The sequence below is a fragment of the Pseudarthrobacter sp. MDT1-56 genome, assembly GCF_059383555.1.
The window spans coordinates 116,721-142,930 of the sequence record NZ_JBWZCK010000007.1 but is presented as its reverse complement, the minus strand read 5'-3'; the positions used below and the strand labels follow the sequence as shown (position 1 = coordinate 142,930).

Annotated in this window: 25 protein-coding genes; 19 read left to right on the top strand and 6 right to left on the bottom strand. The window is 68.0% G+C overall.

Annotated features, from left to right (window positions below; genetic code table 11):
- The first annotated feature begins 1 nt into the window (after position 1).
- The 3 genes from AC50YC_RS11755 to AC50YC_RS11745 are packed head-to-tail and all read left to right on the top strand — an operon-like array spanning position 2 to position 2,189.
- Positions 2 to 763, top strand: coding sequence for a CoA transferase subunit B (locus AC50YC_RS11755; protein ID WP_494953690.1), 762 nt, complete (start codon positions 2 to 4; stop codon positions 761 to 763).
- The gene (locus AC50YC_RS11750; RefSeq protein WP_494953689.1) at positions 760 to 1,359 is read left to right on the top strand and encodes a MaoC family dehydratase; all 600 of its coding nucleotides are present in this window, start codon (positions 760 to 762) and stop codon (positions 1,357 to 1,359) included. Before AC50YC_RS11755 ends, AC50YC_RS11750 begins: the two co-directional genes overlap by 4 nt.
- Positions 1,356 to 2,189, top strand: coding sequence for an HpcH/HpaI aldolase/citrate lyase family protein (locus tag AC50YC_RS11745; protein ID WP_494953688.1), 834 nt, complete (start codon positions 1,356 to 1,358; stop codon positions 2,187 to 2,189). Before AC50YC_RS11750 ends, AC50YC_RS11745 begins: the two co-directional genes overlap by 4 nt.
- A gap of 244 nt (positions 2,190 to 2,433) precedes the next feature.
- On the opposite strand, the gene AC50YC_RS11740 is transcribed toward AC50YC_RS11745, so the two are convergent.
- Both AC50YC_RS11740 and AC50YC_RS11735 read right to left on the bottom strand, forming a co-directional pair.
- Positions 2,434 to 3,156: a response regulator gene (locus AC50YC_RS11740; protein WP_494953687.1), complete on the bottom strand. Its 723-nt coding sequence runs from the start codon at positions 3,154 to 3,156 to the stop codon at positions 2,434 to 2,436.
- Positions 3,153 to 4,733 (bottom strand): ATP-binding protein, encoded by a 1,581-nt coding sequence (locus tag AC50YC_RS11735; protein WP_494953686.1) that lies wholly within the window; start codon positions 4,731 to 4,733, stop codon positions 3,153 to 3,155. The genes AC50YC_RS11740 and AC50YC_RS11735 overlap by 4 nt, the downstream gene beginning before the upstream one ends.
- Positions 4,734 to 4,906: 173 nt before the next feature.
- On the opposite strand from AC50YC_RS11735, the gene AC50YC_RS11730 reads away from it, so the two are divergent.
- Genes AC50YC_RS11730 through AC50YC_RS11720 form a run of 3 tightly spaced genes read left to right on the top strand, consistent with a single transcriptional unit; the run spans position 4,907 to position 7,996 of the window.
- Positions 4,907 to 5,947 (top strand): Bug family tripartite tricarboxylate transporter substrate binding protein, encoded by a 1,041-nt coding sequence (locus AC50YC_RS11730; RefSeq protein WP_494953685.1) that lies wholly within the window; start codon positions 4,907 to 4,909, stop codon positions 5,945 to 5,947.
- A gap of 2 nt (positions 5,948 to 5,949) precedes the next feature.
- On the top strand, positions 5,950 to 6,471 hold the full coding sequence (locus tag AC50YC_RS11725) for a tripartite tricarboxylate transporter TctB family protein (RefSeq protein WP_494953684.1): 522 nt from the start codon (positions 5,950 to 5,952) through the stop codon (positions 6,469 to 6,471).
- Positions 6,464 to 7,996, top strand: a complete 1,533-nt coding sequence (locus AC50YC_RS11720; RefSeq protein WP_463907453.1) for a tripartite tricarboxylate transporter permease — start codon at positions 6,464 to 6,466, stop codon at positions 7,994 to 7,996. The genes AC50YC_RS11725 and AC50YC_RS11720 overlap by 8 nt, the downstream gene beginning before the upstream one ends.
- 94 nt (positions 7,997 to 8,090) lie before the next feature.
- Here the strand turns inward: AC50YC_RS11720 and AC50YC_RS11715 are convergent, their stop codons facing one another.
- On the bottom strand, positions 8,091 to 9,560 hold the full coding sequence (locus AC50YC_RS11715) for a lipase maturation factor family protein (protein WP_494953683.1): 1,470 nt from the start codon (positions 9,558 to 9,560) through the stop codon (positions 8,091 to 8,093).
- Positions 9,561 to 9,686: 126 nt separating this feature from the next.
- Here AC50YC_RS11715 and dxr point away from each other — a divergent pair, with 126 nt between their 5' ends.
- From dxr to AC50YC_RS11665, 10 genes are all read left to right on the top strand, one after another.
- Positions 9,687 to 10,871: a 1-deoxy-D-xylulose-5-phosphate reductoisomerase gene (gene dxr, locus AC50YC_RS11710; RefSeq protein ID WP_494953682.1), complete on the top strand. Its 1,185-nt coding sequence runs from the start codon at positions 9,687 to 9,689 to the stop codon at positions 10,869 to 10,871.
- Between the two features lie 18 nt (positions 10,872 to 10,889).
- Positions 10,890 to 12,221: a M50 family metallopeptidase gene (locus AC50YC_RS11705; protein ID WP_494953681.1), complete on the top strand. Its 1,332-nt coding sequence runs from the start codon at positions 10,890 to 10,892 to the stop codon at positions 12,219 to 12,221.
- Between the two features lie 117 nt (positions 12,222 to 12,338).
- Positions 12,339 to 13,106 carry a MarR family transcriptional regulator gene (locus AC50YC_RS11700; RefSeq protein ID WP_494953680.1) on the top strand — a complete coding sequence of 256 codons (768 nt, stop codon included), beginning with the start codon at positions 12,339 to 12,341 and terminating at the stop codon, positions 13,104 to 13,106.
- On the top strand, positions 13,103 to 13,600 hold the full coding sequence (locus AC50YC_RS11695) for a hypothetical protein (protein ID WP_494953679.1): 498 nt from the start codon (positions 13,103 to 13,105) through the stop codon (positions 13,598 to 13,600). Before AC50YC_RS11700 ends, AC50YC_RS11695 begins: the two co-directional genes overlap by 4 nt.
- 73 nt (positions 13,601 to 13,673) lie before the next feature.
- Positions 13,674 to 13,967 carry a YciI family protein gene (locus AC50YC_RS11690; RefSeq protein WP_494953678.1) on the top strand — a complete coding sequence of 98 codons (294 nt, stop codon included), beginning with the start codon at positions 13,674 to 13,676 and terminating at the stop codon, positions 13,965 to 13,967.
- 38 nt (positions 13,968 to 14,005) lie between these two features.
- Positions 14,006 to 15,172, top strand: coding sequence for a flavodoxin-dependent (E)-4-hydroxy-3-methylbut-2-enyl-diphosphate synthase (gene ispG, locus AC50YC_RS11685; protein WP_354173800.1), 1,167 nt, complete (start codon positions 14,006 to 14,008; stop codon positions 15,170 to 15,172).
- A complete protein-coding gene (locus tag AC50YC_RS11680; RefSeq protein WP_494953769.1) occupies positions 15,135 to 16,022 on the top strand; it encodes a GNAT family N-acetyltransferase in 888 nt (295 codons plus the stop codon). Before ispG ends, AC50YC_RS11680 begins: the two co-directional genes overlap by 38 nt.
- Before the next feature lie 452 nt (positions 16,023 to 16,474).
- The gene (locus AC50YC_RS11675; RefSeq protein ID WP_494953677.1) at positions 16,475 to 18,286 is read left to right on the top strand and encodes a proline--tRNA ligase; all 1,812 of its coding nucleotides are present in this window, start codon (positions 16,475 to 16,477) and stop codon (positions 18,284 to 18,286) included.
- 18 nt (positions 18,287 to 18,304) lie between these two features.
- Positions 18,305 to 19,099, top strand: coding sequence for a sulfite exporter TauE/SafE family protein (locus AC50YC_RS11670; RefSeq protein WP_354173798.1), 795 nt, complete (start codon positions 18,305 to 18,307; stop codon positions 19,097 to 19,099).
- A gap of 101 nt (positions 19,100 to 19,200) precedes the next feature.
- Positions 19,201 to 20,628, top strand: a complete 1,428-nt coding sequence (locus AC50YC_RS11665; RefSeq protein ID WP_494953676.1) for a pyridoxal phosphate-dependent decarboxylase family protein — start codon at positions 19,201 to 19,203, stop codon at positions 20,626 to 20,628.
- Here AC50YC_RS11665 and AC50YC_RS11660 read toward each other — a convergent pair.
- From AC50YC_RS11660 to AC50YC_RS11650, 3 genes are all read right to left on the bottom strand, one after another.
- Complete coding sequence (locus tag AC50YC_RS11660) at positions 20,625 to 21,725, bottom strand: aminoglycoside phosphotransferase family protein (protein ID WP_494953675.1); 1,101 nt, start codon at positions 21,723 to 21,725, stop codon at positions 20,625 to 20,627. The genes AC50YC_RS11665 and AC50YC_RS11660 overlap by 4 nt on opposite strands.
- 131 nt (positions 21,726 to 21,856) lie before the next feature.
- Positions 21,857 to 22,588, bottom strand: a complete 732-nt coding sequence (locus AC50YC_RS11655; RefSeq protein WP_494953674.1) for a VIT1/CCC1 transporter family protein — start codon at positions 22,586 to 22,588, stop codon at positions 21,857 to 21,859.
- Positions 22,589 to 22,690: 102 nt separating this feature from the next.
- Entirely contained in the window at positions 22,691 to 23,821 is a 1,131-nt protein-coding gene (locus AC50YC_RS11650) for a DUF4439 domain-containing protein (protein WP_494953673.1), read from the bottom strand.
- Between the two features lie 106 nt (positions 23,822 to 23,927).
- Here AC50YC_RS11650 and rimP point away from each other — a divergent pair, with 106 nt between their 5' ends.
- The 3 genes from rimP to AC50YC_RS11635 all read left to right on the top strand — a co-directional run bounded on the left by rimP (position 23,928) and on the right by AC50YC_RS11635 (position 26,131).
- Entirely contained in the window at positions 23,928 to 24,545 is a 618-nt protein-coding gene (gene rimP, locus AC50YC_RS11645; protein ID WP_494953672.1) for a ribosome maturation factor RimP, read from the top strand.
- Positions 24,545 to 25,525, top strand: coding sequence for a transcription termination factor NusA (nusA, locus tag AC50YC_RS11640; protein ID WP_354351257.1), 981 nt, complete (start codon positions 24,545 to 24,547; stop codon positions 25,523 to 25,525). Before rimP ends, nusA begins: the two co-directional genes overlap by 1 nt.
- A gap of 264 nt (positions 25,526 to 25,789) precedes the next feature.
- Positions 25,790 to 26,131, top strand: a complete 342-nt coding sequence (locus AC50YC_RS11635) for a YlxR family protein (protein WP_494953671.1) — start codon at positions 25,790 to 25,792, stop codon at positions 26,129 to 26,131.
- Positions 26,132 to 26,210 lie beyond the last annotated feature (79 nt).

Genomic DNA, 26,210 nt, shown 5'->3' with positions numbered 1-26,210 from the left:
CATGGATTCCAACAGCCTGCAGGGGGCGCCGCCCCGTCCCGAAGCGGTCCGCCACGAGTACCGGCCCGCCGCCGTCGAACACCCTGCCGGTGTGGAGAGCAAGGGCTGGACGCGCAACGAACTGGCCGCCAGGGTAGCGCAGGAACTGCGCAACGGGCAGTACGTCAACCTCGGCATCGGCATGCCCACGCTGATTCCCAACTACATCCCCGCCGGCGTCGAGGTGGTCCTGCACTCCGAGAACGGCATCCTCGGCGTCGGGCCGTACCCGGCGGAGGGCGCGGTGGATCCGGACCTGATCAACGCCGGCAAGGAAACCGTCACGGTCAACAAGGGCGCCGCATTCTTTGACTCCGCCGCTTCCTTTGGCATGATCCGCGGCGGGCATGTCGATGTTGCCGTGCTCGGTGCGATGGAAGTGGCCCAGAACGGGGACCTGGCCAACTGGATGATCCCGGGCAAGATGGTCAAGGGCATGGGTGGCGCCATGGACCTGGTGTTCGGCGCCAAGAAGGTGATCGTGATGATGGAGCACGTGGACCGGAACGGCAGGCCCAAGATCGTGGAACAGTGCACGCTGCCCCTGACCGGCAAAGGCTGCGTGGACCGCATCATCACCGACCTGGCGGTCATCGACGTCGTGACCGAGGGAAGCACGTCCCGGCTGGTCCTGCGTGAACTCGCCCCCAACGTCACGGCCGAGGACGTGGCCGCGGCCACCGGCGCCGAACTCTTCGAGGAAGACCAGGAACTGACCGTATGACGACCGAACCCCTGCAGGAGCGCGTGACTGAACCGCGTGTCATTGAACAGCGCGGACTGTACTTCGATGAGCTCGAGGAGGACGTGGTCTACGCGCACCGGCCCGGCCGGACCGTGACCGAGGCGGACAACGTCCTCTTCACCACAATGACCATGAACACCCAGGCCCTGCACCTCGATGCTGCCTGGAGCGCGGAGCAGCCGTTCGGCCAGCGCCTGATGAACTCAATGTTCACCCTGGCCACGGTGGTGGGGCAGTCCGTTCCGCAGCTGACCCAGGGCACCATCATCGCCCAGCTGGGGCTCACCGACGTGTCCTTCCCGCATCCGATGTACCACGGCGACACCCTGTACACGGAGACAGTCGTGACCGGGAAGCGGCTGTCCTCCTCCCGCCCGGGCCAGGGGATTGTGACCATGAAACACACCGGCCGGAACCAGCACGGCGAGGTGGTGGCCCTCGCCACCCGCAGCTGCCTGATGTGGACCCGGGACGCGCACACCGCCGCGCAGCAGGCACACCCGTCCGGAAAGAATCTGCAGCGGTCAAAGACAGGCCGGAAAGAACCTGCACAGAAGGGCAGAATAGACACATGAGCTTCCTGATGGGCCCCGCCCTGCTGTTTTGCCCTGCCGACCGTCCCGAGCGCTACCAGAAGGCCGCCGAGCGGGCCGACGCCGTGATCGTGGACCTGGAGGACGCCGTGGCGCCGGCGGACAAACAGCGTGCCCGCGGCGCCATCCTCGCCCAGCTCGGCGCCACCGGGGACGTCCCCGAGCTGGACCCGAGCCGCACCATTATCCGGATCAACCCGGCCGGCACGGAGGAATTCGAGAAGGACCTGCACTGCCTCAAGCACACTCCGTACCGGCACGTGATGCTCGCCAAGGCCGAAGGCGCCGAGCAGCTCAGGGAGCTGGAGGGCTACAGCGTGATTGCGCTCTGTGAGACGGCGTTGGGGGTTGTCAATGCCGCCGCCATCGCCGCCGAACCCAACGTGGTCGGGCTGATGTGGGGCGCCGAGGACCTGCTCGCCTCGCTCGGCGGCACCTCCAGCAGGACGGACGACGGCGCCTACCGCGCGGTTGCGCTGCACGCCCGCTCCACTGTCCTGCTGGCCGCCCGGGCCTTGGGCAAGGAGGCCGTTGACTCGGTGTACGTCGACATCCCGGACCTGGCGGGCCTCGCCGTCGAAGCCCGCGACGCCGTCGCCTCAGGTTTCGGTTCCAAGGCCTGCATCCACCCGAGCCAGGTGGCCGTGGTGCGCGGGGCCTACGCGCCGTCCGAGTCCGAGGTCGCGGCAGCCACCGAACTGCTGGCCGCCGCCGCCGCGGCCGGCTCGGGTGTGTTCCAGCACCAGGGCAAGATGATCGACGGGCCCATCCTCAAACACGCCGAATCCACGCTGCGGCGGGCGGGGCACTAGCTTCGGGAGGTTCCGGCCCCCATTTCGCTGGCGGGACGTATGGCTGGTGCAGTTCCATGGTGTGAACCTCATCGATCCGCCACGAATGGCCGCTTTGATGGGTCCCATAGCGGCCATTTGCGTCAGGTGGGTGCTCGGTAGCGGCCATTTGCGTCAGATGGATGGTTCCAAAGCGCGCAACCCTGTCCCGGTGCTCCACCGGCGGAAAGGCATGCTCAGCGTTGCACATGAAAACTGGACATGTTCAGCGCTTCCACAAATACCTGTTTTCCGGCCGCCCTGCAGCACCGTAGCGTGGCGTGAGCCGGGCGAAGCCGTGGATGACCAGATATTCGAGGTAGCGCCGTGCGCTGACCCGTGAGAGTCCGAGCTGAAGGGCCATCCCGGCCGCCGAGACGTCCTCCGGGCTGGACTTGAGCGCCCCGATAACGGCATCCAGCGTGGGCCGGGACAGCCCTTTGGGCAGCCTGGCCGGGGGCCCCGCCAGAGACTCCGCCACGGTATTTGCAGCCGTGGCCCGGCGCGACGGCGCCACGAGCCGGTCGATGCTGTCCTGGTCCAGCGGCCCGGCAGACCCGCCCGCAGCGAGTTCGCGGCGCAGGAGCAGGTATTCGTCGAGCCGCTCGTTCAGGGCCTGGGACGTGAAGGGCTTCACCAGATAGTGCAGTACACCGCCGGCCATGGCGCTGCGGACCGTCTCCAGTTCCCTTGACGCCGTAATGACCAGGACGTCCAGGGCCTGCTGGCGGCCGCGGAGCTGCTGGAGCACGTCCAGGCCGGACATGTCCGGAAGGTGGATGTCCAGCAGGACCAGTTCCGGCTGCAGCTGCGCCGCCAGGTCCAGGCCCTGCTGCCCGGTGTGGGCCAGGCTGACGACGTCGAAGCCGCCGCGGGCCAGCAGGAACCCATGGTGGATCCCGGCCACTGCCACGTCATCGTCAATGATGAGGGTGCGTATGGAGCTCATTGCTTTTGTAGTTCCGCCTCTTTTGTCTTCAGGGTTACGGTGAAACAGGCGCCGCCCAGCGCGGAGGACGCAACCGACGCCGCGCCGCCCCGGCGCCGTGCCACGCGCTGGACCAAAGCCAGCCCGAAGCCCCGGCTGTTGATGCCCTCGGCCATTTTGGTGGTGACACCGGCCTCGAAGACAGCGGACCGCTCCGGCTCGGGGACGCCCGGGCCGTCGTCCTCGACCGTGATGGTGCGGTCGCCGTCGGGAGCCTCATCCAGCCGAACGGCCACTGTGCTGTCGTAGCCCGCGGCGTCCACCGCGTTGTCGATCAGGTTCCCCAGGACCGTGATGACGTCACCGGTACCGTCCGGGGTGCACACGGAGTCCGGGCTCACCAGGATCTCGACGCCGCGCTCGGCGCAGACGGTGGACTTGGCAATCAGGAGCGCCCGGACGTCGTGGTCGGTGATTCCTGCGGCCAGCGGGCGGTTGACGAAGGCGGCGTCGCTGTGGCTGCGGCCCAGGTATTCCACGGCCTTCGCCTGTTCGCCGAGCTCCAGGAGGCCCGAGATCACGTGCAGTTTGTTGGCGAATTCGTGGGCCTGGGCCCGGAGGGCCTGCGTCACGTCCAGGGCGCCGTCGCGGTCGCGGAGTACTGTGTGGAGCTCGGTACGGTCACGGAGAATGAGGACTTTGCCGACCTCCCGGCCGTCCACCTTCGCGGCGTTGACTTTCCCGAGCAGGATCCGTTCGCCGGAGAGCACCAGTTCCTCGGTGGCCGATCCGGCGGTGAGCATCCGGCGGACTCCGGGTTCCAGGCATTCGCCGGCTGGTTTTCCGATGATTTCCTCGCCCACACCCAGCAGCCGGCGGGCTTCGTCGTTGACGAGCGCGACCTTGCCTTCGGCGTCGACGGCGACCAGCCCCTCGCCCAGGCCGTGGAGCATCGCGTCGCGGGTCTCGAGCAGGGCCGCAATGTCCTCCGGCTCCAGCTTGTAGATCCGCCGCCAGACGAGCTTGGAGATGTACATCGCCCCCAGCGACCCGAGCAGCGCGGCGCCAAGAAGCCAGCCGAACAACTGCGGCAGGTCCTCGTAGAGATCCTGGGCCAGGGTGCTCTCCAGCACGCCCACCGAGGCCGAGCCGATCACGGTGCCGGCACTGTCAAAGATGGGAACCTTGACCCGCCAGGATTCACCCAGGGTTCCCGTCTGGGTGCCGACGTAGATCTCGCCGGACAGCGGCACGGAGGGATCGGTGGACACGGGCCGGCCGATTTCCGCCGGGTTCGGGTGGGACTGGCGGACACCGTTGCGGTCTGTCACCACCACATAGGTGACATTCGAGGCCTGCCGGATGACTTCGGCGATGGGCTGGATGGTCTGGGCCGGTTGCGGTGTCCCGAAGGCATTCACCACCGAGGGCAGCCGGGCCACACTTTCGGCGACCCCGATCAGCCTGCCCTTGTAAGCGTCCCTGAGCTGCTGCTCCTGCATCCGGATGGTCACAGCCCCCACCGCTGTCAGGACAGCCAGCACGATGCCGAGCTGCAGCGCGACCAGCTGGAAGCGTAAGGGAATCCTGTGAACCATGTCACAAGTTTCCCATCCCGGCCGCCCCCGCCACAGCCAATCCCGGGCTCCGGGCCGTGACCAATATGACCACTACTACCTCTACGGCCAAATTCTGGCCCCCGCGCCCGGCTGCTCCTAGTCTCTGGGGAGTGATTCCGATGACGTGCGTCACATTCATACAAGGAGAAACCATGACCTCCCAGTCCAATTTCACGCGGACCAACTTCACCCGCCGGGCTGCGCTTGCTGCCGGTGCGGCCGGCATCGCACTGGCCATGTCGGCGTGTGCCGGCGGTGCCAGCGGAACCAGCAGCACGGCAGCAGGCCAGGGCTCGGCCGCTGAACCGATCAAGAAGCTGAGCATCATTGTTCCGGCCAACCCGGGCGGCGGTTGGGACCAGACAGGCCGTGCGATGCAGCAGGACCTGCAGTCCAACAAACTCGTCACCTCCGCCCAGGTCAGCAACATCGGCGGCGGCGGCGGCACGAACGGCCTCGCCAAGCTCGCCACCGAAAAGGACGCCAACACGCTCATGGTGATGGGTTACGTCATGGTGGGTGCCGTGGAAACCAACGCCGCCAAGACGCGGCTGGAGGACACCACCCCCATTGCGCGCCTGACCGAAGAACCGCTGGTCCTGGTGGTCCCGGCGTCGTCCAAGTACCAGTCCGTCCAGGACCTCGTGGATGACATCAAAGCCAACGGCAAGGGCGTTGCGATCACCGGCGGTTCAGCCGGCGGCGCGGACCACATCCTGGCCGGCCAGATCCTCAAGTCCCAGGGCGTCGAACCCGACAAGCTGAACTACATCGGTTACTCCGGCGGCGGCGAATCGATCGCCGCACTGCTCGGCAACAAGGTCCAGGCCGGCATCTCCGGCGTGGGGGAGTACGCCGAGCAGGTCAAGGCCGGCAAGGTCCGGGCGCTCGCCGTCTCAGGCACCTCCGAGGCCCCGGCCCTGCCGGGCGTCAAGCCGCTGAAGGACCAGGGCGTCGACGTCGTCCTGACCAACTGGCGCGGGGTTGTGGCACCGGGTTCCATCGACGATGCACAGAAGGCCAAGCTGACCGAGGTTGTCACCAAGCTGCACGACACCGAAGCCTGGAAGGCCACCCTGGCCAAGAACAACTGGGATGACGCCTTCCTCGCAGGCGACGAGTTCAAGACATTCCTCACCGAGGACATCACCAAGGTCAAGACCACGCTGACTGAGATCGGCCTGGTCAAGTAACAATGTCCATCCAAGTCAGCACGCCCGCCAAGCGGCCCACGGGGGAGATCCTCTTCGCCCTGGTCTTCGTGAGCGTGGGCGCAGCGGGCCTCCTGACGGCGGGGTCGATCCCGATCCCGCCGTCGGAGACCGGCATCGGCCCGCGCGCCTTCCCCTACATCGTCTGCACCATGCTGGTGCTCGTCGGCACGGGCATCGTTGCCCAGGTGTTCCGCGGCAAGGTGGGCCAGGCCGAGGAAAGCGAAGACCTCGACGTCACCGCCAAGACCGACTGGGTGGCCCTTGCGAAACTCGTGGGTTTCGTGGTGCTCCACATCTTCCTGATCGAACCGGCCGGCTGGCCCGTTGCCGCAGCCGTCCTGTTCAGCGGTGCGGCATGGACCCTTGAGGCGAAGCCGCTCTGGAAGGCGGTCATCATTTCCGTGGTGCTGGCACTCGTGCTGCAGTACGTCTTCGGCGGGCTGCTGGGCGTCTCCCTGCCGCCGGGCCCGCTGCTTGAGGGGGTGCCGTTCTTCAATGGATAGCTTCATGATGCTCCTTGAGGGCTTCTCCACGGCGCTGCAGCCGGTCTACCTGCTGTACGCCCTGGGCGGCGTCTTCGTCGGCACCGCCGTCGGCGTGCTTCCCGGCATCGGTCCGGCCATGACTGTGGCGCTGCTGATGCCCATCACCTACGCGCTGGATCCTGCGGCCGCCCTGATTGTGTTCGCCGGCATCTACTACGGCGGCATGTACGGCGGCTCCACCACCTCCATCCTGCTCAACACGCCGGGTGAGTCCTCCTCGATCGTCACGGCGCTCGAGGGCAACAAGATGGCCAAGGCCGGCCGCGGCGCGGCGGCGCTGGCGACGGCGGCGATCGGCTCGTTCGTCGCCGGCACCATCGCCACGGTGCTGCTGACCTTCCTGGCGCCAGTCGTCGCGGAACTTGCCGTGGGCCTGGGGCCCGTGGACTACGTGGCACTCATGATCGTGGCGTTCCTCACCGTCGGGGCCCTGCTGGGGGCCTCCGTGCTGCGCGGCCTCGCGTCGCTGGGCCTGGGGCTGTTCATCGGGATGATCGGCATCGATGACAGCACCGCGCAACAGCGCTTCACCTTCGACAACCCCACCCTGGTCGACGGCGTCGACATGGTCCTCGTGGCCGTGGGCCTCTTCGCCCTCGGGGAGGCCCTGTATGTGGCCTCGAAACTGCGGCACGGGCCGGTCGAGGTCATCCCGGTCAGCAAGGGCAAGAACGCCTGGCTGTCCAAGGAGGACTGGAAGCGGTCCTGGAAGCCCTGGCTGCGGGGCACCTTCATCGGCTTCCCCATCGGCACGGTCCCGGCCGGCGGCGCGGACGTTTCCACCTTCCTGTCCTACGCCGCGGAGCGGAAACTGGCCAAGGGCCAGAACAAAGCACAGTTCGGCAAGGGCGCCATCGAGGGCGTGGCCGGTCCGGAAGCGGCGAACAACGCCGCCGCCGCCGGCGTCCTGGTCCCGCTGCTGACGCTCGGAATTCCGACGACGGCGACCGCGGCCATGATGCTCACCGCGTTCCAGCGCTACCAGATCCAGCCCGGGCCCCTGCTCTTCGAGAACCAGGGCGCACTGGTGTGGACCCTGATCGCCTCCCTGTACGTCGGAAACCTGATGCTGCTGGTGCTGAACCTGCCGCTGGTGGGCCTGTGGGTGAAGATCCTGCAGATTCCGCGGCCCTACCTCTACGCGGGCATATTGGTCTTCGCGGCACTGGGCGCCTTCTCGGTGAACTTCGCCGCGGCCGACGTCGGGGTCCTGCTGGTGGTCGGCATCCTGGGCTACTTCATGCGCCGCTACGGCTACCCCGTGGCGCCCCTGGTGGTGGCGATGATCCTCGGCCCGATGTTCGAAGTGCAGCTGCGGCGCTCGCTGCAGCTCTCCCAGAACGATCCCACGGCCCTGTTCTCCTCGCCGTTCGCGGTGGTTGTGTACATCTCCATGGCCCTGATCTTCGTGGGCTCCTGGTGGCTTCGCCGCCGCCAGGCCGCGCTGGAGGCAGTGCCGGTGAAGGACGAGTTGTCCGTCTAGGCAGGGATGCTCCACTGCCTCGCCCCGGATGGCCGGAATGGTGAAAACCATTCCGGCCATCCGGCTTAAACGGCTCTCACGCGTCCAACGGCCTTCAGCCACCCGGCGGCAGGGACAGCGGGGGAATGGACTCGTGCAGCGGGATCCGGATCCAGCGTTGGCCCGTGGCGCGGAATTCCTTCCGGGTGGCGAAGCGGTAAAGGTAGCTGCGGGCCCGCACCCAGCGGGGCCGGGCGCCGTCGAACGGATCATGCCGCAACAGGCGCAGGGTGGGTCGGTCGGCCTCCAGAAGCTTGGACAGAAAGGCGTAGAACCACTCCTCGTGTACGGTACGCAGCGGCAGGAACCACATCAGCCAGTCAAGGCGCAGGTGGTAGGGCGCCCACTGGCGCGGGACGCGCCGGACCTCGCCCGGCTTTCCGCGGAACCCATATTCCCGCCAGTCCGCTGTGTGGTCGGGTTCCGCGGCGAGGGTTCCTTCCACGACGATTTCAATCCGCTGCTTGGTGACCGTGCCGAAGGCGCCGTAGGTGTTCCCCAGCTGCCAGCGGTTGAAGGCGGCGTTCATCAGCTGGTAGCGGGAGAACAGGTTCTCGATCGGGCGGTAGCTGAGCACGACTAGCAGCACGGTGGCGAGCAAGACCACCACGAGCCACGCGACCGGCGCCTGGCTGCCGGGAGCCGCTGTGCCTGCGGCCCCGGCGTGCCAGTCGAGCGGGATCGCCGGGACCAGAGCATGCGCCACCGGGTCGCTGACAGCGGAGAAGGCGAGCAGGATCGCCATCCAGTTGAGCCAGGCGAAGTTCCCGCTCGCCACCAGCCAGAGCTGGGTGAAGATGATGATCCCCGCGGCCACGCTGGCCAGCGGCTGCGGGGCGAAGAGGAAGAACGGCACCACCAGCTGGGCGAAATGGTTGCCCAGGACCTCCATCCGGTGCCACGGCCTGGGCAGCAAATGCGACTGCCGGCTGAGCGGCCCCGGCATCGGCTGGGTCTCGTGGTGGTAGTAGAGGGCGGTCAGGTCACGCCACTCCCGGCCGCCACGGATCTTGATCATGCCGGCGCCGAACTCGAGGCGGAACACCAGCCAGGCCAGCAGGATCAGGATGGTCCGCGGCGGGGGAGTCTGGTCGGAGCCAAGGAAGGCCACAATAAACCCGGCCTCGAGCAACAGCATTTCCCAGCCGAAACCATAGAACGTCTGCCCCACATTGACGATCGACATGTACAACAGCCACAGCGCCAGGAACGCCAGCAGAGGAACCCACGGCGGGCCCAGCTGCGGCAGGCCCAGGATGATCGTGGCGGCAATCGCCATCCCGCCCCAGCAAACGGCCCGCAGCAGCCGGTCCGAATAACGCCAGCTGAACAGGGTGGGCCGGCGGAGGCGGCGGGAGCGTGCCAAAAAGTCCGGCACCGGCAACAGCCCGCGCTCGCCGAGGAGGGCCGGAAACTGGTTGAGCGAGGACAGGAAAGCCACGAAGTAGAGGGTGGCGATGCCGCGCTGGAGCACCTGCCGGGCGAACTCAAACTCCGGCGCATCAAACCAGGCCGTCCACTCCACGATCCCCACGTTACGCCTGAGCTTCGGAGCGTCAATGCGCGGCCACATCCCCGCCCGACGGCCGCTGATGGCACTCCCTCTCGCGGGGGAACCCGGGCAGCGGGCGCGGTGCGGGATACTTGAACCATGCAGCCGCGCAAGATCGTCCTCCTCGGGTCCACCGGTTCCATCGGCACACAGGCGATTGACGTCGTCGACGGCGCCCCGCACCTTTTCGAAGTCGTGGCGCTCAGCGCGGGAGGCGGGAACCTCGAACTCCTGGCCCGGCAGGCCGTCCACACCCGGGCCCAGGCCATCGGTACGGCATCCGGCGACGCGGGCGCCCTCCAGAGACTGATCGACGACGCCGCCGGCGCGGCCGGGGTGACGGGCTACCGCCCCGAAATCATCACCGGGCCGGACGCGTCCACCCGGATCGCGGAGATCGAGGCCGACGTGGTCCTCAACGGCATCACCGGCTCCATCGGACTGGCGCCCACCCTGGCCGCGCTCAAATCCGGCGCGACCCTTGCCCTGGCCAACAAGGAATCACTGATCGTCGGCGGCGCCCTGGTCAAAGCTGCAGCCCGCGAAGGCCAGATCGTCCCGGTCGATTCCGAACACTCCGCCATCGCCCAGTGCCTGCGCTCCGGCGCCGCGGCCGAGGTGGACCGGCTGATCCTCACGGCCTCCGGCGGACCGTTCCGCGGCAGGACCCGGCACGAGCTGCACGATGTGTCCCCGCAGGACGCCCTGGCCCACCCCACCTGGGACATGGGCCTGATGGTCACCACCAACTCCGCCAGCCTGGTCAACAAGGGCCTGGAAGTGATCGAGGCGCACCTGCTCTTCGACATCCCGCTGGAGAAGATCGACGTCGTGGTCCATCCCCAGTCCGTGGTCCACTCGATGGTCCAGTTCATCGACGGATCCACGATCGCCCAGGCCTCCCCGCCGGACATGCGCCTGCCCATCGCCCTGGGCCTGGGCTGGCCGGACCGCGTCCCCGGCTCGGCCCGGCCATGCGACTGGAGCAAAGCCACCAGCTGGACCTTCGAGCCGCTGGACACCGGGGCGTTCCCCGCCGTCGAACTGGCGAAGGAAGCCGCACGGCGGGGGAGCACCTACCCGGCTGTCTTCAACGCCTCGAACGAGGAAGCCGTGATGGCATTCCATGCCGGCCGGATCCGTTTCACCGACATCGTCGATACCATCGAAGCAGTCCTCAGCGAACACACAGGATCCTCCGGGCTGACGCTGGAGTCCGTGCTGGATGCTGAAAGATGGGCACGCGCCCGCACCCACGAACGTTTAGCCGTCAGAAGCGTCTAGGAAGCAGCAGATCCAAGCATGAATCCCGTCCTCCTCTTTATCCTCGGTGTCGTCTTCGTGGCGATCGGCATCGCCGTGTCCATTGCCCTGCACGAGGTGGGCCACCTGCTGCCGGCCAAGCTGTTCAAGGTCCGCGTCACCAAGTACATGATCGGCTTCGGGCCCACGCTCTGGTCCCGCAAGAAGGGCGAGACCGAATACGGCTTCAAGGCCATCCCGCTGGGCGGCTTCGTCTCCATGATCGGCATGTACCCGCCGAACAAGGACGACGGCACCGTGCGCACCTCCAGCACCGGCATGTTCCAGTCCCTCGCCTCGGACGCCCGCTCGCTGGCGCACGAGGAGGTCGGTCCCGCCGACGGGAACCGTGTGTTCTACAAGCTGCCGGTCTGGAAGAAGATCGTGGTGATGCTCGGCGGCCCGGCCATGAACATGCTGATCGGACTCGCACTGACGGCCGTGCTGCTGATGGGCTTCGGTATCGCCACCCAGACCACCACCATCGCCGACGTCTCCAAATGCCAGGTCAAGGCCGGCGAGACCGTGGACCCGGACTCCGCCGACTGCAGGCTCACACCCGCCGCCGCCGCCGGACTGCAGCCCAACGACGTCATCACCTCCTTCGACGGCAAGGCCGTGACCAGCTGGGATGAACTCACCGGCTGGATCCGCGCGTCCGCGGACAAGCAGGTCAGCATCACGGTGGAGCGCGACGGCGTCCCGGTCACCACCACCGTCACACCGGTCCTCTCCGCACGTCCCGTGGTGGGCGACGACGGCCGCCAGGCCAAGAGCGCGGACGGCACCCTCGAGTACCAGGACGTAGGCTTCCTGGGCATCGGTGCGCAGACCGCGCTGGTGCCGCAGCCGGCGACGACGGTCCTGCCGATGGCGGGCGAGAACATCAAGCAGATCGCCGGTGTCGTCCTGAACCTGCCGGCCCGGGTGGCAGGCGTGGCGGAGGCTGCGTTCAGCGAGGCCCCGCGCGACCCCAACGGACCCATCAGCGTGGTCGGCGTGGGGCGGGTGGCCGGCGAGGTCGCCGCGATGGAACAGGTGCCAATGCAGTCCCGGGTGGCCACCCTGGTGGGGCTGCTGGCCGGACTCAACTTCGCCCTGGCCGTCTTCAACCTCATTCCACTGCTGCCGCTCGACGGCGGCCATGTGGCCGGTGCGCTGTACGAAGGCGCCCGTCGCAGGATCGCCAAGCTCTTTGGCCAACCGGACCCGGGCGCGTTCGATATCGCGAAGCTGCTCCCGGTCACCTATGTGGTGGCGGTGCTGCTGATGGGCATGGGCGCCCTGCTGATCTACGCGGACATCGTCAAGCCGGTGAACCTCTTCGGCTGAGCCTGGGCCATGCAAACCGGATCACGCTAATTCTCAACTATCAGCTTATTTTGGCTTATTTTTGGTAATCAGTTGAAAGTGATTGATTCTTCAGGATCAGCCCCCTAGGGTGGGGCTATGTACGTGATGACCATCGACCAGCGCGGCAGCAGCGCCGACGTCGACCGAGTCCCGGGCCTCCTGGCGGAGCTGGCCGGGCTCTCCACCGCCGGGCGCTTCGAACGCTCCGTCGGCGACGAGGTCCAAGGGGTCGTCGAACGCCCGGACGAAGTCGTCGAGATCGCACTGCACGCCCTGCGCAGCGGCCGCTGGTACGTGGGAATCGGGGTGGGAGCGGTGGACCTGCCGCTGCCAGCCAGCCCGCGGGAAGGATCCGGGCCGGCCTTCGTGGCGGCGCGCATGGCCGTCGAGAAAGCCAAGTCCGGCGCCGCTCACGTGCCGCTGGCCGTCGTCTCCGGCGGACTGCGCAGGGGAGAGGCTGCCCCGTCGCCCGCAGGCTCTGCCGGCGCCCGCGCCTGCGCCAACGCCGAGGCGGTGCTGCGGCTGATCGGACGGCTGGTCCAGGACCGGACAGCCGCCCAGTGGAAGGTCGTGGATGTGCTGCGCTCGGTACAGCACGGCCACTCCGGCACGCATGGCACGCAGAAAATCGCTGCCCAACAACTGGGAATCACCGAACAATCGGTGAGCCGTGCACTGCTGCGCTCCGGCTGGCAGGAAGAATGGGCCGCGAGGCCTGCGGCGGAAATGCTGCTCGCCCTTGCCCGCGGAGTCATCGCCGGCAACGACGACGCCCGCGGGCTGACCGCGGACCGCGCCCCGGACGCGGGCGGGCCCCAGCCCCCGGATAACCGCCCCCGGGACAGCACGGAAGGAGACCGGTGAACGCGCTCTGGATCACCCTGACCCTGCTCACGGCCGGTTTCGTCGGCTGGCCGGTGACGGCGCTGGTCTTCCGGCTCGCCCGGACCATCGACGACCGGCAGGACGCAGGGGCCGGCGTCGCCGACCTGGCGAATGACCCCGCGGCGGACGTCACCGTTGATCCCGTTGTCACCACCGGTGCCGCCCCCGCATCATCCGCCACCTCCGGTACCTCTGCCCCGGCACCAGGCTCAGGGGCAGTCTCGGTCAGCAGCGTCCGGATCCTGCGCGGCGGCGCAATCATCGGGGTGCTGGAGCGCCTCGCGGTCTGCCTCGCGGTCCTCGTCGGCGAACCGGTCGCCATCGCCTACGTCGTCGCGATCAAGGGCCTGGGCCGCTTCGCCGAGCTGAAGGAGACGCCGGTCGCCGCGGAACGGTTCATCATCGGCACCCTTACGTCCCTGCTGTGGGCGGCCGGCGTCGCCGCCCTGGCCAAAGTGCTCCTCCTCGGCTGACGCCGGGCGCCCGGAAGGCTTCCCGGCCGCCCGCCGGATGGGTACCTGGCCGACGGGGCGATAGTGTATCCGTATGACTGTTTTTGCTGTTGAGTACGTATACGACGCCGAATCCTCCGAAGCCCGCGACGCCACCCGCCCGGCGCACCGCGAATGGACCGCGGGGCTTGCCCAGGACGGAACGCTGCTCGCCAGCGGCCCCTATGGTGACGGCGCCGGCGCCCTGCTGATCTTCAAGGCTGCCGACGAGCAGGCCCTGAACGAAGTCCTCAAGCAGGATCCCTTCGCCGCCGCCGGTGCCATCTCCGGCGCCCGCACGATGGTCTGGGCTCCCCTGACCGGCCTCCTGGCCGGCCACGCCGCCTAGCCGTCCCCGCCAGACCTACTTCAATACAAGGAGTCCATGTGACCTCGGTCAGCCTGGGAATGCCGTCAGCACCGCCCCCCGTCCTCGCCCCGCGCCGCAAGACCCGCCAGATCAAGGTGGGTTCGGTCGGCGTCGGCTCCGATTCGCCGATCAGTGTGCAGTCGATGACCACCACGCCCACCACGGACATCAACGCCACGCTGCAGCAGATCGCCGAACTCACCGCCTCCGGCTGTGACATTGTGCGGGTCGCCTGCCCGTCCGCGGACGACGCGGAGGCCCTGCCGATCATCGCCCGGAAGTCCCAGATCCCCGTGATCGCGGACATTCACTTCCAGCCGAAGTACGTCTTCGCCGCGATCGAGGCAGGCTGCGCGGCGGTCCGGGTGAACCCCGGCAACATCCGCAAATTCGATGACCAGGTCAAGGAAATCGCCCGCGCGGCCAAGGACCACGGCACCTCCATCCGGATCGGCATCAACGCCGGATCGCTGGAGCCCGGAATCCTGAAGAAGTACGGCAAGGCCACCCCGGAGGCCCTTGTGGAGTCCGCGGTCTGGGAGGCGTCGCTGTTCGAAGAGCACGGCTTCAACGACTTCAAGATCTCGGTCAAGCACAATGACCCCGTCATTATGGTCGCCGCGTACGAGATGCTCGCCGAACAGGGCGACTGGCCGCTGCACCTCGGCGTCACCGAGGCCGGCCCCGCCTTCCAGGGCACCATCAAGTCGGCCACGGCCTTCGGTGCCCTGCTGTCCCGCGGCATTGGTGACACCATCCGGGTTTCCCTCTCCGCCCCGCCGGTGGAGGAAATCAAGGTGGGCAACCAGATCCTGCAGTCGCTCAACCTGCGCCCGCGCAAACTCGAGATTGTCTCCTGCCCGTCCTGCGGCCGCGCCCAGGTCGACGTGTACACGCTGGCCGAGCAGGTCACGGCAGGGCTGGAAGGCATGGAGATCCCGCTGCGCGTCGCCGTGATGGGCTGTGTCGTCAACGGACCGGGCGAAGCCCGCGAGGCCGACCTCGGCGTCGCGTCGGGCAACGGCAAGGGGCAGATCTTTGTGAAGGGCGAGGTCATCAAGACTGTGCCCGAGAACCAGATTGTTGAGACACTGATCGAAGAGGCCATGCGTATCGCTGAAGAGATGGGGGAGGCCGATGGCGAAGATGCTGTCAAGGGTAGCCCCGTGGTTAGCGTCTCGTAAGGACGGCGCCGCTCCCGGCGTCGCGGTCCGGACCCTGGGGGGCTCGGACACATCCCAGCTGGTGGACCTGGCGCGGCAGGACGCCGTCGCCAATGTCTTCATCCTGTCGCATCTGGCCACCGCCGGCACGGCGGCACCCACCACCGGCGGCGCCAGCATTCTTGGTGTGTTCGACGGCGGGGCGCTCCTCGGAGCGTGCTGGGCCGGCGCGAACCTGGTGCCGGTGCAGCTGGATCCCGGCCTTGCCGGTGTGGTGGCTGCCGCCGCACACCGCTCCGGGCGCCGGTACGCCTCGATCTTCGGCCCGGCCGACACGGTCCTGGCCCTGCACGCCGGGTTGGAGCAGCTCGGTCAGACGGCCCATGAGATCCGCGAGGAACAGCCGCTGATGACGATCTCCGGGCCTCCCGCCGTGACCCCCAATCCGCTTCTGGGCTTTGGCCAGCTGGCTGACTTCGACCGCATCCTGCCCGCCTGCGCGGCGATGTTCGAAGAGGAAGTGGGGTATTCGCCGTACCTTGGCGGCCGGGAGTACTACAGCCGCCGGGTCAAGGGCCTCATCCGCGAGGGCCATTCCATGGTCCACCTGGACCCCGCGCGCGAGGTGGTTTTCAAAGCCGAGCTTGGTGCGGTCACCCCGGAGGTGACGCAGGTCCAGGGGGTCTGGATGAACCCCGCGTTCCGCGGCCAGGGCCTGAGCGCCGGGTATATGGCCGCCGCCGTCGTCCTGGCCCAGACCCTCGCCCCGGTCACCAGCCTCTACGTTAACAACTTCAACACCCGGGCCCGGGCGACCTACGAGCGGGTCGGCTTCCGGCAGGTCGGGACTTTCGCAACAGTGCTCTTCTAGCCGCCGAGCGCTCCGGTGGCAGCACTCAGTTCACTGAAGTGCTCTTCTGTCCCAGCAGCAACACCGGCGTCCATGAAAATATCTGGATGCGGACTCTTGTTTTCGTGCCGTGCGTCACATAGGTTCGAGCTAGCCGTGTCGCATGGGCACGCGTTTCCCGGGAGCATCAGCCGGGGATGCAGACGCCCTTGGGGGCAACACAACGGAACTCACAGCCAATAATTTGGCGGTGCTGGGGCCGCAGAGCCACGCCATGACAGGATGACCAGCCGGCAACGGCCAGGGGCTTCCGTCAGTTATGGCGTGGCTCTTCCATGTCCGGGCTGGCGGTAGATTAGTACCTGACCCGTGGGCCGGTTCCGCCGGTTCTACTGATTCACAGCTCTGTTCACAGCTAGATTCACAGCTTTGCTGCTTCGCCCCGCACCTTCCCAGAAACGGATAGATACCCAGTGGTCCTTCGACTCTCCAAGCTGTTCCTGCGCACCCTGCGTGAAGATCCCGCCGACGCCGAGGTGGCCAGCCACCGGCTCCTGGTCCGCGCCGGGTATATCCGCCGGGCTGCCCCGGGCATCTACACCTGGCTTCCGCTGGGGCTGAGCGTGCTGCGCAAGGTGGAAGCAGTCATCCGTGAGGAAATGGCTGCCATCGGCGCCCAGGAAGTGCACTTCCCGGCGCTGCTGCCCAAGGAGCCCTACGAGGTCACGAACCGCTGGACCGAGTACGGCGAGGGCATCTTCCGGCTCAAGGACCGCAAGGGCAACGACTACTTGCTGGCCCCCACGCACGAGGAAATGTTCACCCTGCTGGTCAAGGACCTGTACTCCTCGTACAAGGACCTGCCGCTGAGCATCTACCAGATCCAGAACAAGTACCGCGACGAGGCACGTCCCCGGGCGGGCCTGCTGCGCGGCCGCGAGTTCATCATGAAGGACTCCTACTCCTTCGACGTCGACGACGCCGGCCTGGACGCCAGCTACGCGGCGCACCGCGGCGCCTACCTGAAGATCTTCGAGCGCCTTGGCCTCGAGGTCATTCCGGTCGCCGCGACGGCCGGTGCCATGGGCGGATCCAAGAGTGAAGAATTCCTGCACCCCACCGAGATCGGCGAGGACACCTTCGTGCGTTCCGCCGGCGGCTATGCAGCCAATGTCGAGGCCGTCACCACCGTGGTTCCCGCGGACATCGACTTCAGCAACGCCCCCGCCGCCGAAGTCCGGGACACCCCGGATACCCCCACCATCGAGACCCTCGTGGATGCCGCCAACCTCCTGGTGCCCCGCACCGAGGCCGACGGCGGCGCCTGGACTGCCGCTGACACGCTGAAGAACGTCGTTCTCGCCGTCACCCTGCCGACCGGGGAACGCCAGATCGTGGTCATCGGCGTTCCGGGCGACCGTGGCGTCGACCTCAAGCGCGTGGAGGCGAACATCGGGTCCTTCCTGCCGATCGCCGGCGAAATCATCCTCGAAGCCGCCAACGAGGAAGACCTCAAGAAGCAACCCCTCATCGTCAAGGGCTACCTCGGCCCCGGCCTGTCCCTGGACGCGCCCCTGCTCGGCACCGAGGGCGCCGCCAAGCTGCTCTACCTTGTGGACCCTCGCGTCGTCAGCGGCTCCGCCTGGGTCACCGGCGCCAACGAGGCCGGCAAGCACGTCTTTGGCCTGGTCGCCGGACGCGACTTCGGCTGGGACGGCATCATCGAGTGCACCGAGGTGCGCGCCGGCGACGAGGCTCCCGACGGCTCCGGCCCGCTGGTAACCGCCCGCGGCATCGAAATGGGCCACATCTTCCAGCTTGGCCGCAAATACGCCGAAGCCCTGGAGCTCAAGGTCCTGGACCAGAACGGCAAGCAGGTCGTGGTCACCATGGGTTCCTACGGCGTCGGCGTCACCCGCGCCGTCGCGGCCCTGGCCGAATCCAACCACGACGACAAGGGCCTGATCTGGCCGCGCGCCGTCGCTCCGGCCGATGTCCACGTGGTGGCCGTTGGCCGCGGCGAGGAAATCTTCGCTGCCGCGGAGAAGCTGGCTTTCGAACTGGAGGCCGCCGGCCTCGAGGTGATCTACGACGACCGTCCCAAGGTGTCCCCGGGCGTGAAGTTCGGCGACGCCGAACTCGTCGGCGTGCCGACCATCCTCGCCGTCGGGCGCGGGCTGGTGGACGGGGTCGTCGAGATCAAGGACCGCCGCAGCGGCAACGCCGAGAACATCGCCGTTGAGAAGGCGGTCGACTACGTTCTCGACGCTGTCCGCAACCACTAACCCGCAGTCCGTCCAGGCGTGGTTTCCGGACTCGAGTCGATCGAGCTCAGTACCCTCATCCTGATCGTGGTCGCCGGCTTCGCCGCGGGCTGGGTCGATGCCGTCGTCGGCGGCGGGGGACTGATCCAGCTCCCGGCGATGCTGCTGGTGCCGGGCATCAGCCCGGTGCAGGCGCTGGCGACGAACAAGATGGGGTCGATTTTCGGCACCACCACCAGTGCCGTCACGTACTACGGCAGGGTGCGGCCGGATCTGCGGACCGCGCTGCCCATGGCGGTCATCGCCATGGCCGGCAGCTTCGGCGGGGCGGTGCTGGCGGCGAACCTCCCGGCGAGCGTGTTCAAGCCCATCATCGTGGTGGCGCTGGTCGCCGTCGCGCTGTTTACGGCCTTCCGCCCGAACGTGGGGGAGCTGACCAGGCTGCGGCACAACGGCCACCGGCACTACGTGCTGGCGTGCCTGATCGGCGGCGTGATCGGGTTCTACGACGGACTGATCGGCCCCGGCACCGGGTCCTTCCTGATCATCGCGCTCGTCTCGGCGATGGGTTACGCCTTCCTCGAAGCCAGCGCCAAGGCCAAGATCGTGAACATGGCCACCAACGCCGGCGCCCTGCTGTTCTTCGTGCCGCATGGTGCCGTGCTGTGGGGTCTTGGGCTGGTCCTGGGCCTGGCGAATATGGCCGGCGGCTACCTCGGCGCCCGGACCGCCGTCAAGCAGGGGAACAAGTTCATCCGCATTGTGTTCCTCGCCGTGGTGGGTGCCCTGATCATCAAGCTCGGCTCGGACATCTGGCAGGAAAGCTTCGCTTAGCCCTGCCGGCGGCCGGCCGCCCACCCCCTGTGCCCTTCCTGGAACGCTACCTTCCCCTGGAAGGACTGCCCGTCCCCTGGCCGCGGGCGTAGCATGCAGCTATGTCAGTTCCTGAAGAACGCTACAGCGATGCCCTGGAGGCTGCGGCCCGGCACGCACGCCAGTGGCTGGAGAGCCAGGGAACACGGCATGTGGGCCCGCGCGTGACCGCGTCGGACCTCGCTGCAGACTTCGGTGGTCCGTTGCCCGGGGAGGGAACGCCGGCGGCAGAGGTGGTGGACTTCCTCGCCACGAAGGCCGAACCCGGGCTGATGGCCATGCCCTCCGGACGGTTCTTCGGCTGGGTCATCGGCGGCACGCTGCCTGCAGCGCTGGCCGCGGACTGGCTGGTCAGCGCCTGGGACCAGAACGCCGTACTCCGCTTCGCCTCTCCGGCCACGGCCGCCATCGAGGAAGCCGCCGGCAAATGGCTGCTTGAGCTGCTGGGGCTCCCCAAAGAGTCCGACGTCGGTTTCGCCACCGGCGCCACGATGGCCAACTTCACCGGCCTGGCCGCGGGACGGTGGCGCCTGATCACCGACGCCGGCTGGGACCTCGACGGCGACGGCCTCTCCGGTGCGCCACGGATCCACTGTTTCGTGGGCCAGGAACGGCACGACTCGATTGACCTCGGCCTGCGGTATTTGGGGCTGGGCCGGCCCACAGTGGTCCCCGCGGACCGGCAGGGCCGCATCAACCCGTGGGAGCTGGACCGGGCCCTGGCCCGCGCCGTTGAACACGCCCCAGCCGCTGGACCGGGCCCGGCCCCGCTGCTGGTCTGCCTGCAGGCCGGGAACCTGCACTCCGGAGCCTTTGATCCCTTCGTGGAGGCAATCGCCGTCGCAAAAGCGCGCGGCGCCTGGGTCCATGTGGACGGGGCGTTCGGGCTCTGGGCTGCTGCCGTCCCCGAACTCGCCGCGCTGACCGCCGGGCTGCAGGGCGCCGACTCCTGGGGCACCGACGCGCACAAGACCCTCAACGTGCCCTACGACTGCGGGATCGCGGTGGTCCGGGACGCCCGGGCGCTGCGGTCGGCCATGGGCCTGCACACCAGCTACCTGATCCAGGACGCGGACGGCGCCGCGGACCCCTTCGAAACGGTGCCGGAACTGTCCCGCCGCGCCCGAGGGGTGCCGGTGTGGGCCGCGCTGAAGTCACTGGGCCGGGACGGCGTCGCCGACCAGGTCCGCGGGCTCGTGCTGCACGCCCGGCAACTGGCGGAGCAACTGTCCAGGCTGGACGGCGTCGAGGTGCTCAACGACGTCGACTACACTCAGGTCTCGCTGGCCTTCGGCGACGACGCCACGACCCGTGCGGTGACGGCGCGGATCATCGCTGACGACAGGGTCTGGATGTCCGGTTCGCGCTGGCAGGACCGCGACATCCTGCGGATCTCCGTCAGCAACTGGAGCACGGACGACGCCGACGTGGCAGTCGCCGTCGACGCCGTGAAGGACGCTGTGGCGGCGGTCCGCGCACACGGCAGCTAGCTGGCCGCTTCCCCCGGTTCCGGCAGTTCGTGGGGCGAGGGGAGCTCCGGGAGCGTGCGGCCGGCCAGTGTGCTGGCCACCCAGAGCGACCGGGCGAGGTCGCCCTCGTGCCGGGGTTTCGAGGCGTACCAGAGCGCGTTCCCGACCTCCCGGGCCAGGCTCCATTGCCGGGCGACCTCGGCGTCGAGCCCGGCGGCCCTGGTGAAGTCCCCGCAGCGCTCCCGCAGGCCCCGTTCCGGATCCGCCCGGGACAGCTCACGGATCCGGTTCCACAGCAACGGCGCCACCGCGAATTCCGCCTCGCCGATCAGGGGCTGCGGATCGATCGCGGCCCAGCCCTTGGCCGGTTCACCGCCGCCGCCCGCCTCCGCACTGCCGGGCCGGGCCAGGATGTTCAAACAGTGCAGGTCGGAATGGACCAGCACGTCCCGCCCGGAGCGGCGGCCGACTGCCCCGCGGGTCTGGCAGACCTCAAGCGCGGCTTCCAGAAGCCACCGCGGGAAGGGCCGGCCCAGACGTTCCCAGCTCTCCGGCAGCTCATCACTCCACTGCTCGGCCCGGGCCGCCACATGGTCGAAATCCTGCCATTCCGGGCGGTCATCGGGGACCAGGCTCAGCCGGCGAACCAGGGCGCCCCACACCGGGACCGCCTCGTCCAGGGGCACGTCCTGGAGGGAGCGGGCGGCGTCCAGGCGCTCCAGCAGCAGCGCACCGGCACCGGCGTCGCTGTCCAGCAGCCGGACCGCCCCGTGCCCGTTCCAGAGCGCGAGGGCCTGCGGTTCCACGAGCGCTTCGTCCTGCGCATAGGCGATCTTCAGGACGGCCCCCTGGCGCGCAGCCTGCCCGGGTGCTTCGCCGGCCGTGGTGCCGTTGCCGGTGCGGATGTTGGCGGTGGCGCGAAGCCGCACCGGGAACACGATGGCTCCGTGGCCATTCCATGGCAGGGCGCCGGGCGCTAGGTCAAGCTCGAGCTGCCACTGGTCGAGGCAGTGCCGAACCAGCCGGGGGAGCGAGGCAAGCCAGTCGCGGCCGGTTGAGCTGCCGCCGTAGCGGCGGCTGAGGTCGGGCGGGATCGGGACGTCGGTTGGCTGACTCATCGGATCCAGCGTAGTTGCTGCCGGGCGTCAGGGGCCCGCCGAGCCTGGCTGGCCGGCTAGTCAGGCGAGCCCGCTTGTCAACCGGGCCTGCTTTGTCAGCAGGCCAGGATCCTGCCGGCGCAGCAGGAGGGTCAGACGGTGATGCCGCTGGCTCCGAGCCAGCTGCCGATCAGGAAGGTCGCGACGAGCGCCGCGGCGCCGCCGATCACCACCCGCACGGCCGCCTTCATCTTCGAACCGCCGCCAATCCAGGCGCCGATGGCTCCGGTCAGGGCCAGGGCGACCAGCACAGCCACGAAAGTCAGCGGAACACGGATGTTCTCCGGCGGCAGCAGGATGGCAAGCATGGGGAGGACCGCGCCGACCAGGAACGCCGCGGCGGAGGCGAACGCGGCGTGCCACGGACTGACAATGTCCGTCTCGTCGATGTGCAGTTCCGCGGACAGGTGGGCGCCGAGGGCATCGTGAGCGGTGAGTTCCTTGGCCACGGTCCGGGCGGTGTCCGCGCTGAGACCCTTGCCCTGGTAGATGGCGGCGAGTTCCTCGAGCTCCTCTTCGGGCTGTTCTTCCAGCTCCCGGCGTTCCTTCTCGATCAGCGCGCGCTGGCTGTCCTTCTGGCTGCTCACCGAGACGTATTCGCCCAGGGCCATCGAGATGGCGCCACCGACCACGCCGGCGGTACCGGCAATGAGGATGGGGCCGGACTCCGTGGTGACGCCGGCGACGCCGACCACAATCGCCGCGACGGAAACGATGCCATCGTTGGCCCCCAGCACCCCCGCGCGCAGCCAGTTGAGGCGGTGCGCGATGTCATTGCGGTGGGGTTCGTTCTCGTGCTGGATGGGGGCGGCTTGACTGTCCATGAGTACAGCAAAGCACCGGCGACCACAGCCGGCCAGTATGACGAACCTAACTAAGCGCTTCCTCGCCGCCGCAATCCCTGGCAGCCGGCCGGCGCCCGGAAGCTACAGGCCGGGTGCGGGCAGCTCGGGGAACCCCGCCGGATCGGCAGCCAGACCGGGAAGGGCACCGGTCTCCCCACCCCAAAGGTCGGACCGGCGTGCAGCACCGACGAGGCCGGCGATCGCCCATTGGCGGGTCTGGCCCTCACTCAGGGCCACCAGGTCGCCGTAGACCGGCAGCGCCGAGGCTTCCAGTCTGCCGAGGCCAGCGGCGGGAGAAGCCAGGAAGTCCTGCGCCATGGTGTACCCGGCTTCGCGCGGCGGCACCGGGGTGCAATGGATCCTGCTCAGCGCTTCGGCACCGGCAGCGAGGGCCTCATGCGCGGCGAGCTGCTCCGACGCCCGGGCAGCCGCTTCGCCATCCAGCCGGGTCAGGGCCACCTGGTACCCGTAGACGGCTTCCAGCTCGGTCTCCATCGTCGCCGCCAGCGCTCCGGGCAGGGTCGCGGCACCGGCACCGGCATCAGCTCCTGCCGAAGCGGAAGAAGCATCCACCGGGGCGGACGACGGCGACGCTGCAGCGCGGGGGCATGCCCCGGACAGCTGGGGCGCGGCAGGGGCAGGCACCGCCGGCGCCGGCACCCCGGCGGCCGCGGCGAGGAAGGACGCCTGCAGCAGTTGGGCGGTCCCGACGGCGGCCAGCAGCCGGGCCATTCCGCCGTCGGCCACGGCAGCGTCGGCGAGCATTTGCCCGGCGCTGTCCGCCAGCGCGGTGGCCAGCGCCGCCGCCGACGCCGGCAGGGGAGCAGCAGAAGGAGCGCCGGAAGGAGCACCAGAGGGAGTACCGGCCGAAGGGGTGGCCGGACCGGACGGCAGAGGAGAGTCCGGGACGTCCTGGCCCGGCAGCAGGAGGGCCCGTGCCTGGCTTGTCAGCAAACTCACAGTCTGAACGACGGCAGGCTTCGCGTCCCCGGAACCGGGCTGGCCCAGTGCCTCGCCGGCGGTCCGCAGCCGCAGGGTTTCGGCCAGCGCGGCGGACCGTGCCTGTTCGGAAAACGGCGGTTCGGCGGGCTCCTCAGGACTTCGGGGACTCAAGGCGATCCCGAGGCTCACGACCACGAGGGCGAGGCAGGCCAGGAGGGCGATGCGGGGAATGAGCTTCCGCCGCTGCTTTTCCCCGCTGTCGTCTTTCACAACAGACCATGTTGTCATGCCGGCCGGGAACTGAAGTGCACCACGGCGCCCGGAAAATCGCTAGGCTAGTACACACAACATCATCTAACGGGAGGCGGCCGGCATCATGACCAACGCAGAAGCCACGACTTCAACAGACCGGACCGGGATGGGGAAGGCTGAAGCCGCACCCGCTCACAACTTCGAGGCCGAGCGGCTGCATGCCCTCCTGGAACCCGAGGTCCTGGCAAACCGGCTGTACCTGGAGGACGTTTCCATTCACGTCGCCGGAGCCAACAGGGTGGTCCACGTAGTGGTGGACCTGCCGCAGGAGGAAACGGGCGGCGTTGGTCTCGACGTCATTGCGGAGATCTCCAAGACCCTCTCCGACATCCTGGACAACGATCCCAGCACCGACTCACGCCCCTACGAGCTTGAGGTTTCCTCGCCCGGCGTCGGCCGTCCCCTCACCGAAGAGCGGCACTGGCACCGCGCCCGCGGCCGGATGGTCAAGGTCAACGTCCTGCAGGGCGAGAACGTCACCGGCCGGGTCCAGTCCGTCGACGACGGCGGCGTCACCCTGGTCCCCGAGATCGCCGTGAAGAAGGGCATGAAGCCCAAACAGGGCGAACCCATCAAGCTTCCTTTCGACAAGATCCGCAGCGGAAAAGTCGAAATAGAGTTCAGCCACCTCGAAGAGGCCGGCCTGGAGAACGCAAACAATGGACCTTCTGAGGAGGCCTAATGGATATTGACATGAGCGCACTGAGACTCCTGGAGCGTGAGCGTGAAATCCCGCTGGATCTCCTGATTCCCACGATCGAGCAGGCCCTGCTGGTGGCGTACCACAAGACGCCGGGAGCCTTCGAGAAAGCCCGGGCCGAGCTGGACCGCAAGAGCGGCCACGTGACCATCTGGGCCACGGAGATCGACGACGACGGCGCCCCGATCGGCGAATTCGAAGACACCCCCGCCGGCTTCGGCCGCATCGCCGCCAGCACCGCACGGCAGATCATCCTGCAGCGCCTGCGCGACGTCGAGGACGACAACGTCCTTGGCGAGTTCAAGGGCCGCGAGGGCGAGCTGGTGGCCGGCACCATCCAGCAGGGCAACAACCCGCACATGATCCAGGTCAACCTGGGCACGGTGGAGGCACTGCTGCCGCCGCCCGAGCAGGTGCCGGGAGAGAAGTACATCCACGGCAACCGGCTCCGCGCCTTCGTGATCGACGTGCACCGCGGCACCAAGGGTCCATCCATCACCCTGTCCCGGTCACACCCGGGCCTCGTGCGGAAGCTCTTCGAAATGGAAGTTCCGGAAATCGCGGACCGCTCCGTGGAGATCGTCGCCCTCGCCCGCGAGGCCGGTCACCGCACCAAGATGGCGGTCAAGGCCAACAACCCCGGCATCAACGCCAAGGGCGCCTGCATCGGTGAGATGGGTTCGCGCGTCCGTGCGGTCATGAACGAACTCAACGACGAGAAGATCGACATCGTCGATTACAGCGACGATCCGGCGACATTCATCGCCAGCGCGCTCTCCCCGTCACGGGTGAATTCGGTCACCATCACGGACGAGGCAACCCGCTCGGCCCGCGTCGTGGTCCCGGACTACCAGCTCTCCCTCGCCATCGGCAAGGAAGGCCAGAATGCCCGTCTCGCCGCCAAGCTCACCGGCTGGCGGATCGACATCGTCTCGGATGCCGCGGTCAGCCGCGACAAATAAGTTACCAACAGCGGCCCCGGCAACGGGGCCGCAACAAAATGGGCCTCAGTTCTGGCCTGCCCGTCAGCGTCCGTGTCCCCGCTAGTTCGGGGCCCGGGCGCTTGAGGGGCTAGAATAGACATGACCGCGCCTAATGGCCGGTATCCGCGTGTCCCTTACGCGTCCGGTTTTGCGTCCGGCGAAGGTGTTGATCACAACCCTTGGCCAGGCGGCCTCCGGAAGCCAGGGGCCGGCAGATATGTACTGGCAGGAAGATACTCGTAAGTGGCACACGTGCAACACCTCGAGAATCAGCCGCAGCGTACCTGCATCGGATGCCGGAAAAAGGGATCGCGATCGGAGCTACTCCGGCTCGTCGCCGACGGCAGCGGTTCATCCGCCGTCGTAGTGGATGAACGACGCCGGAGGGCTGGCCGGGGTGCATGGCTGCATCCCAGCGAAAAGTGCCTGGCACTGGCGGTCAAACGTCGAGCGTTCGGTCGCGCCCTGAACGGCGCTGCCGGAACAGCCGACGTCGAACGCCGGATCATGGCGGGCACGCAAGCCGTGGACACCCCGGTGGCCGCAGCAACAACCGTCCAACCTGAAAGCGGGTCAGAAAACTGATGGAAACCCGATGAGTTCCCAGCGATGAGTGCGCAACGATGACAACTTTGTTGCGCTCTGCAATGGACCTTTCAGCTGC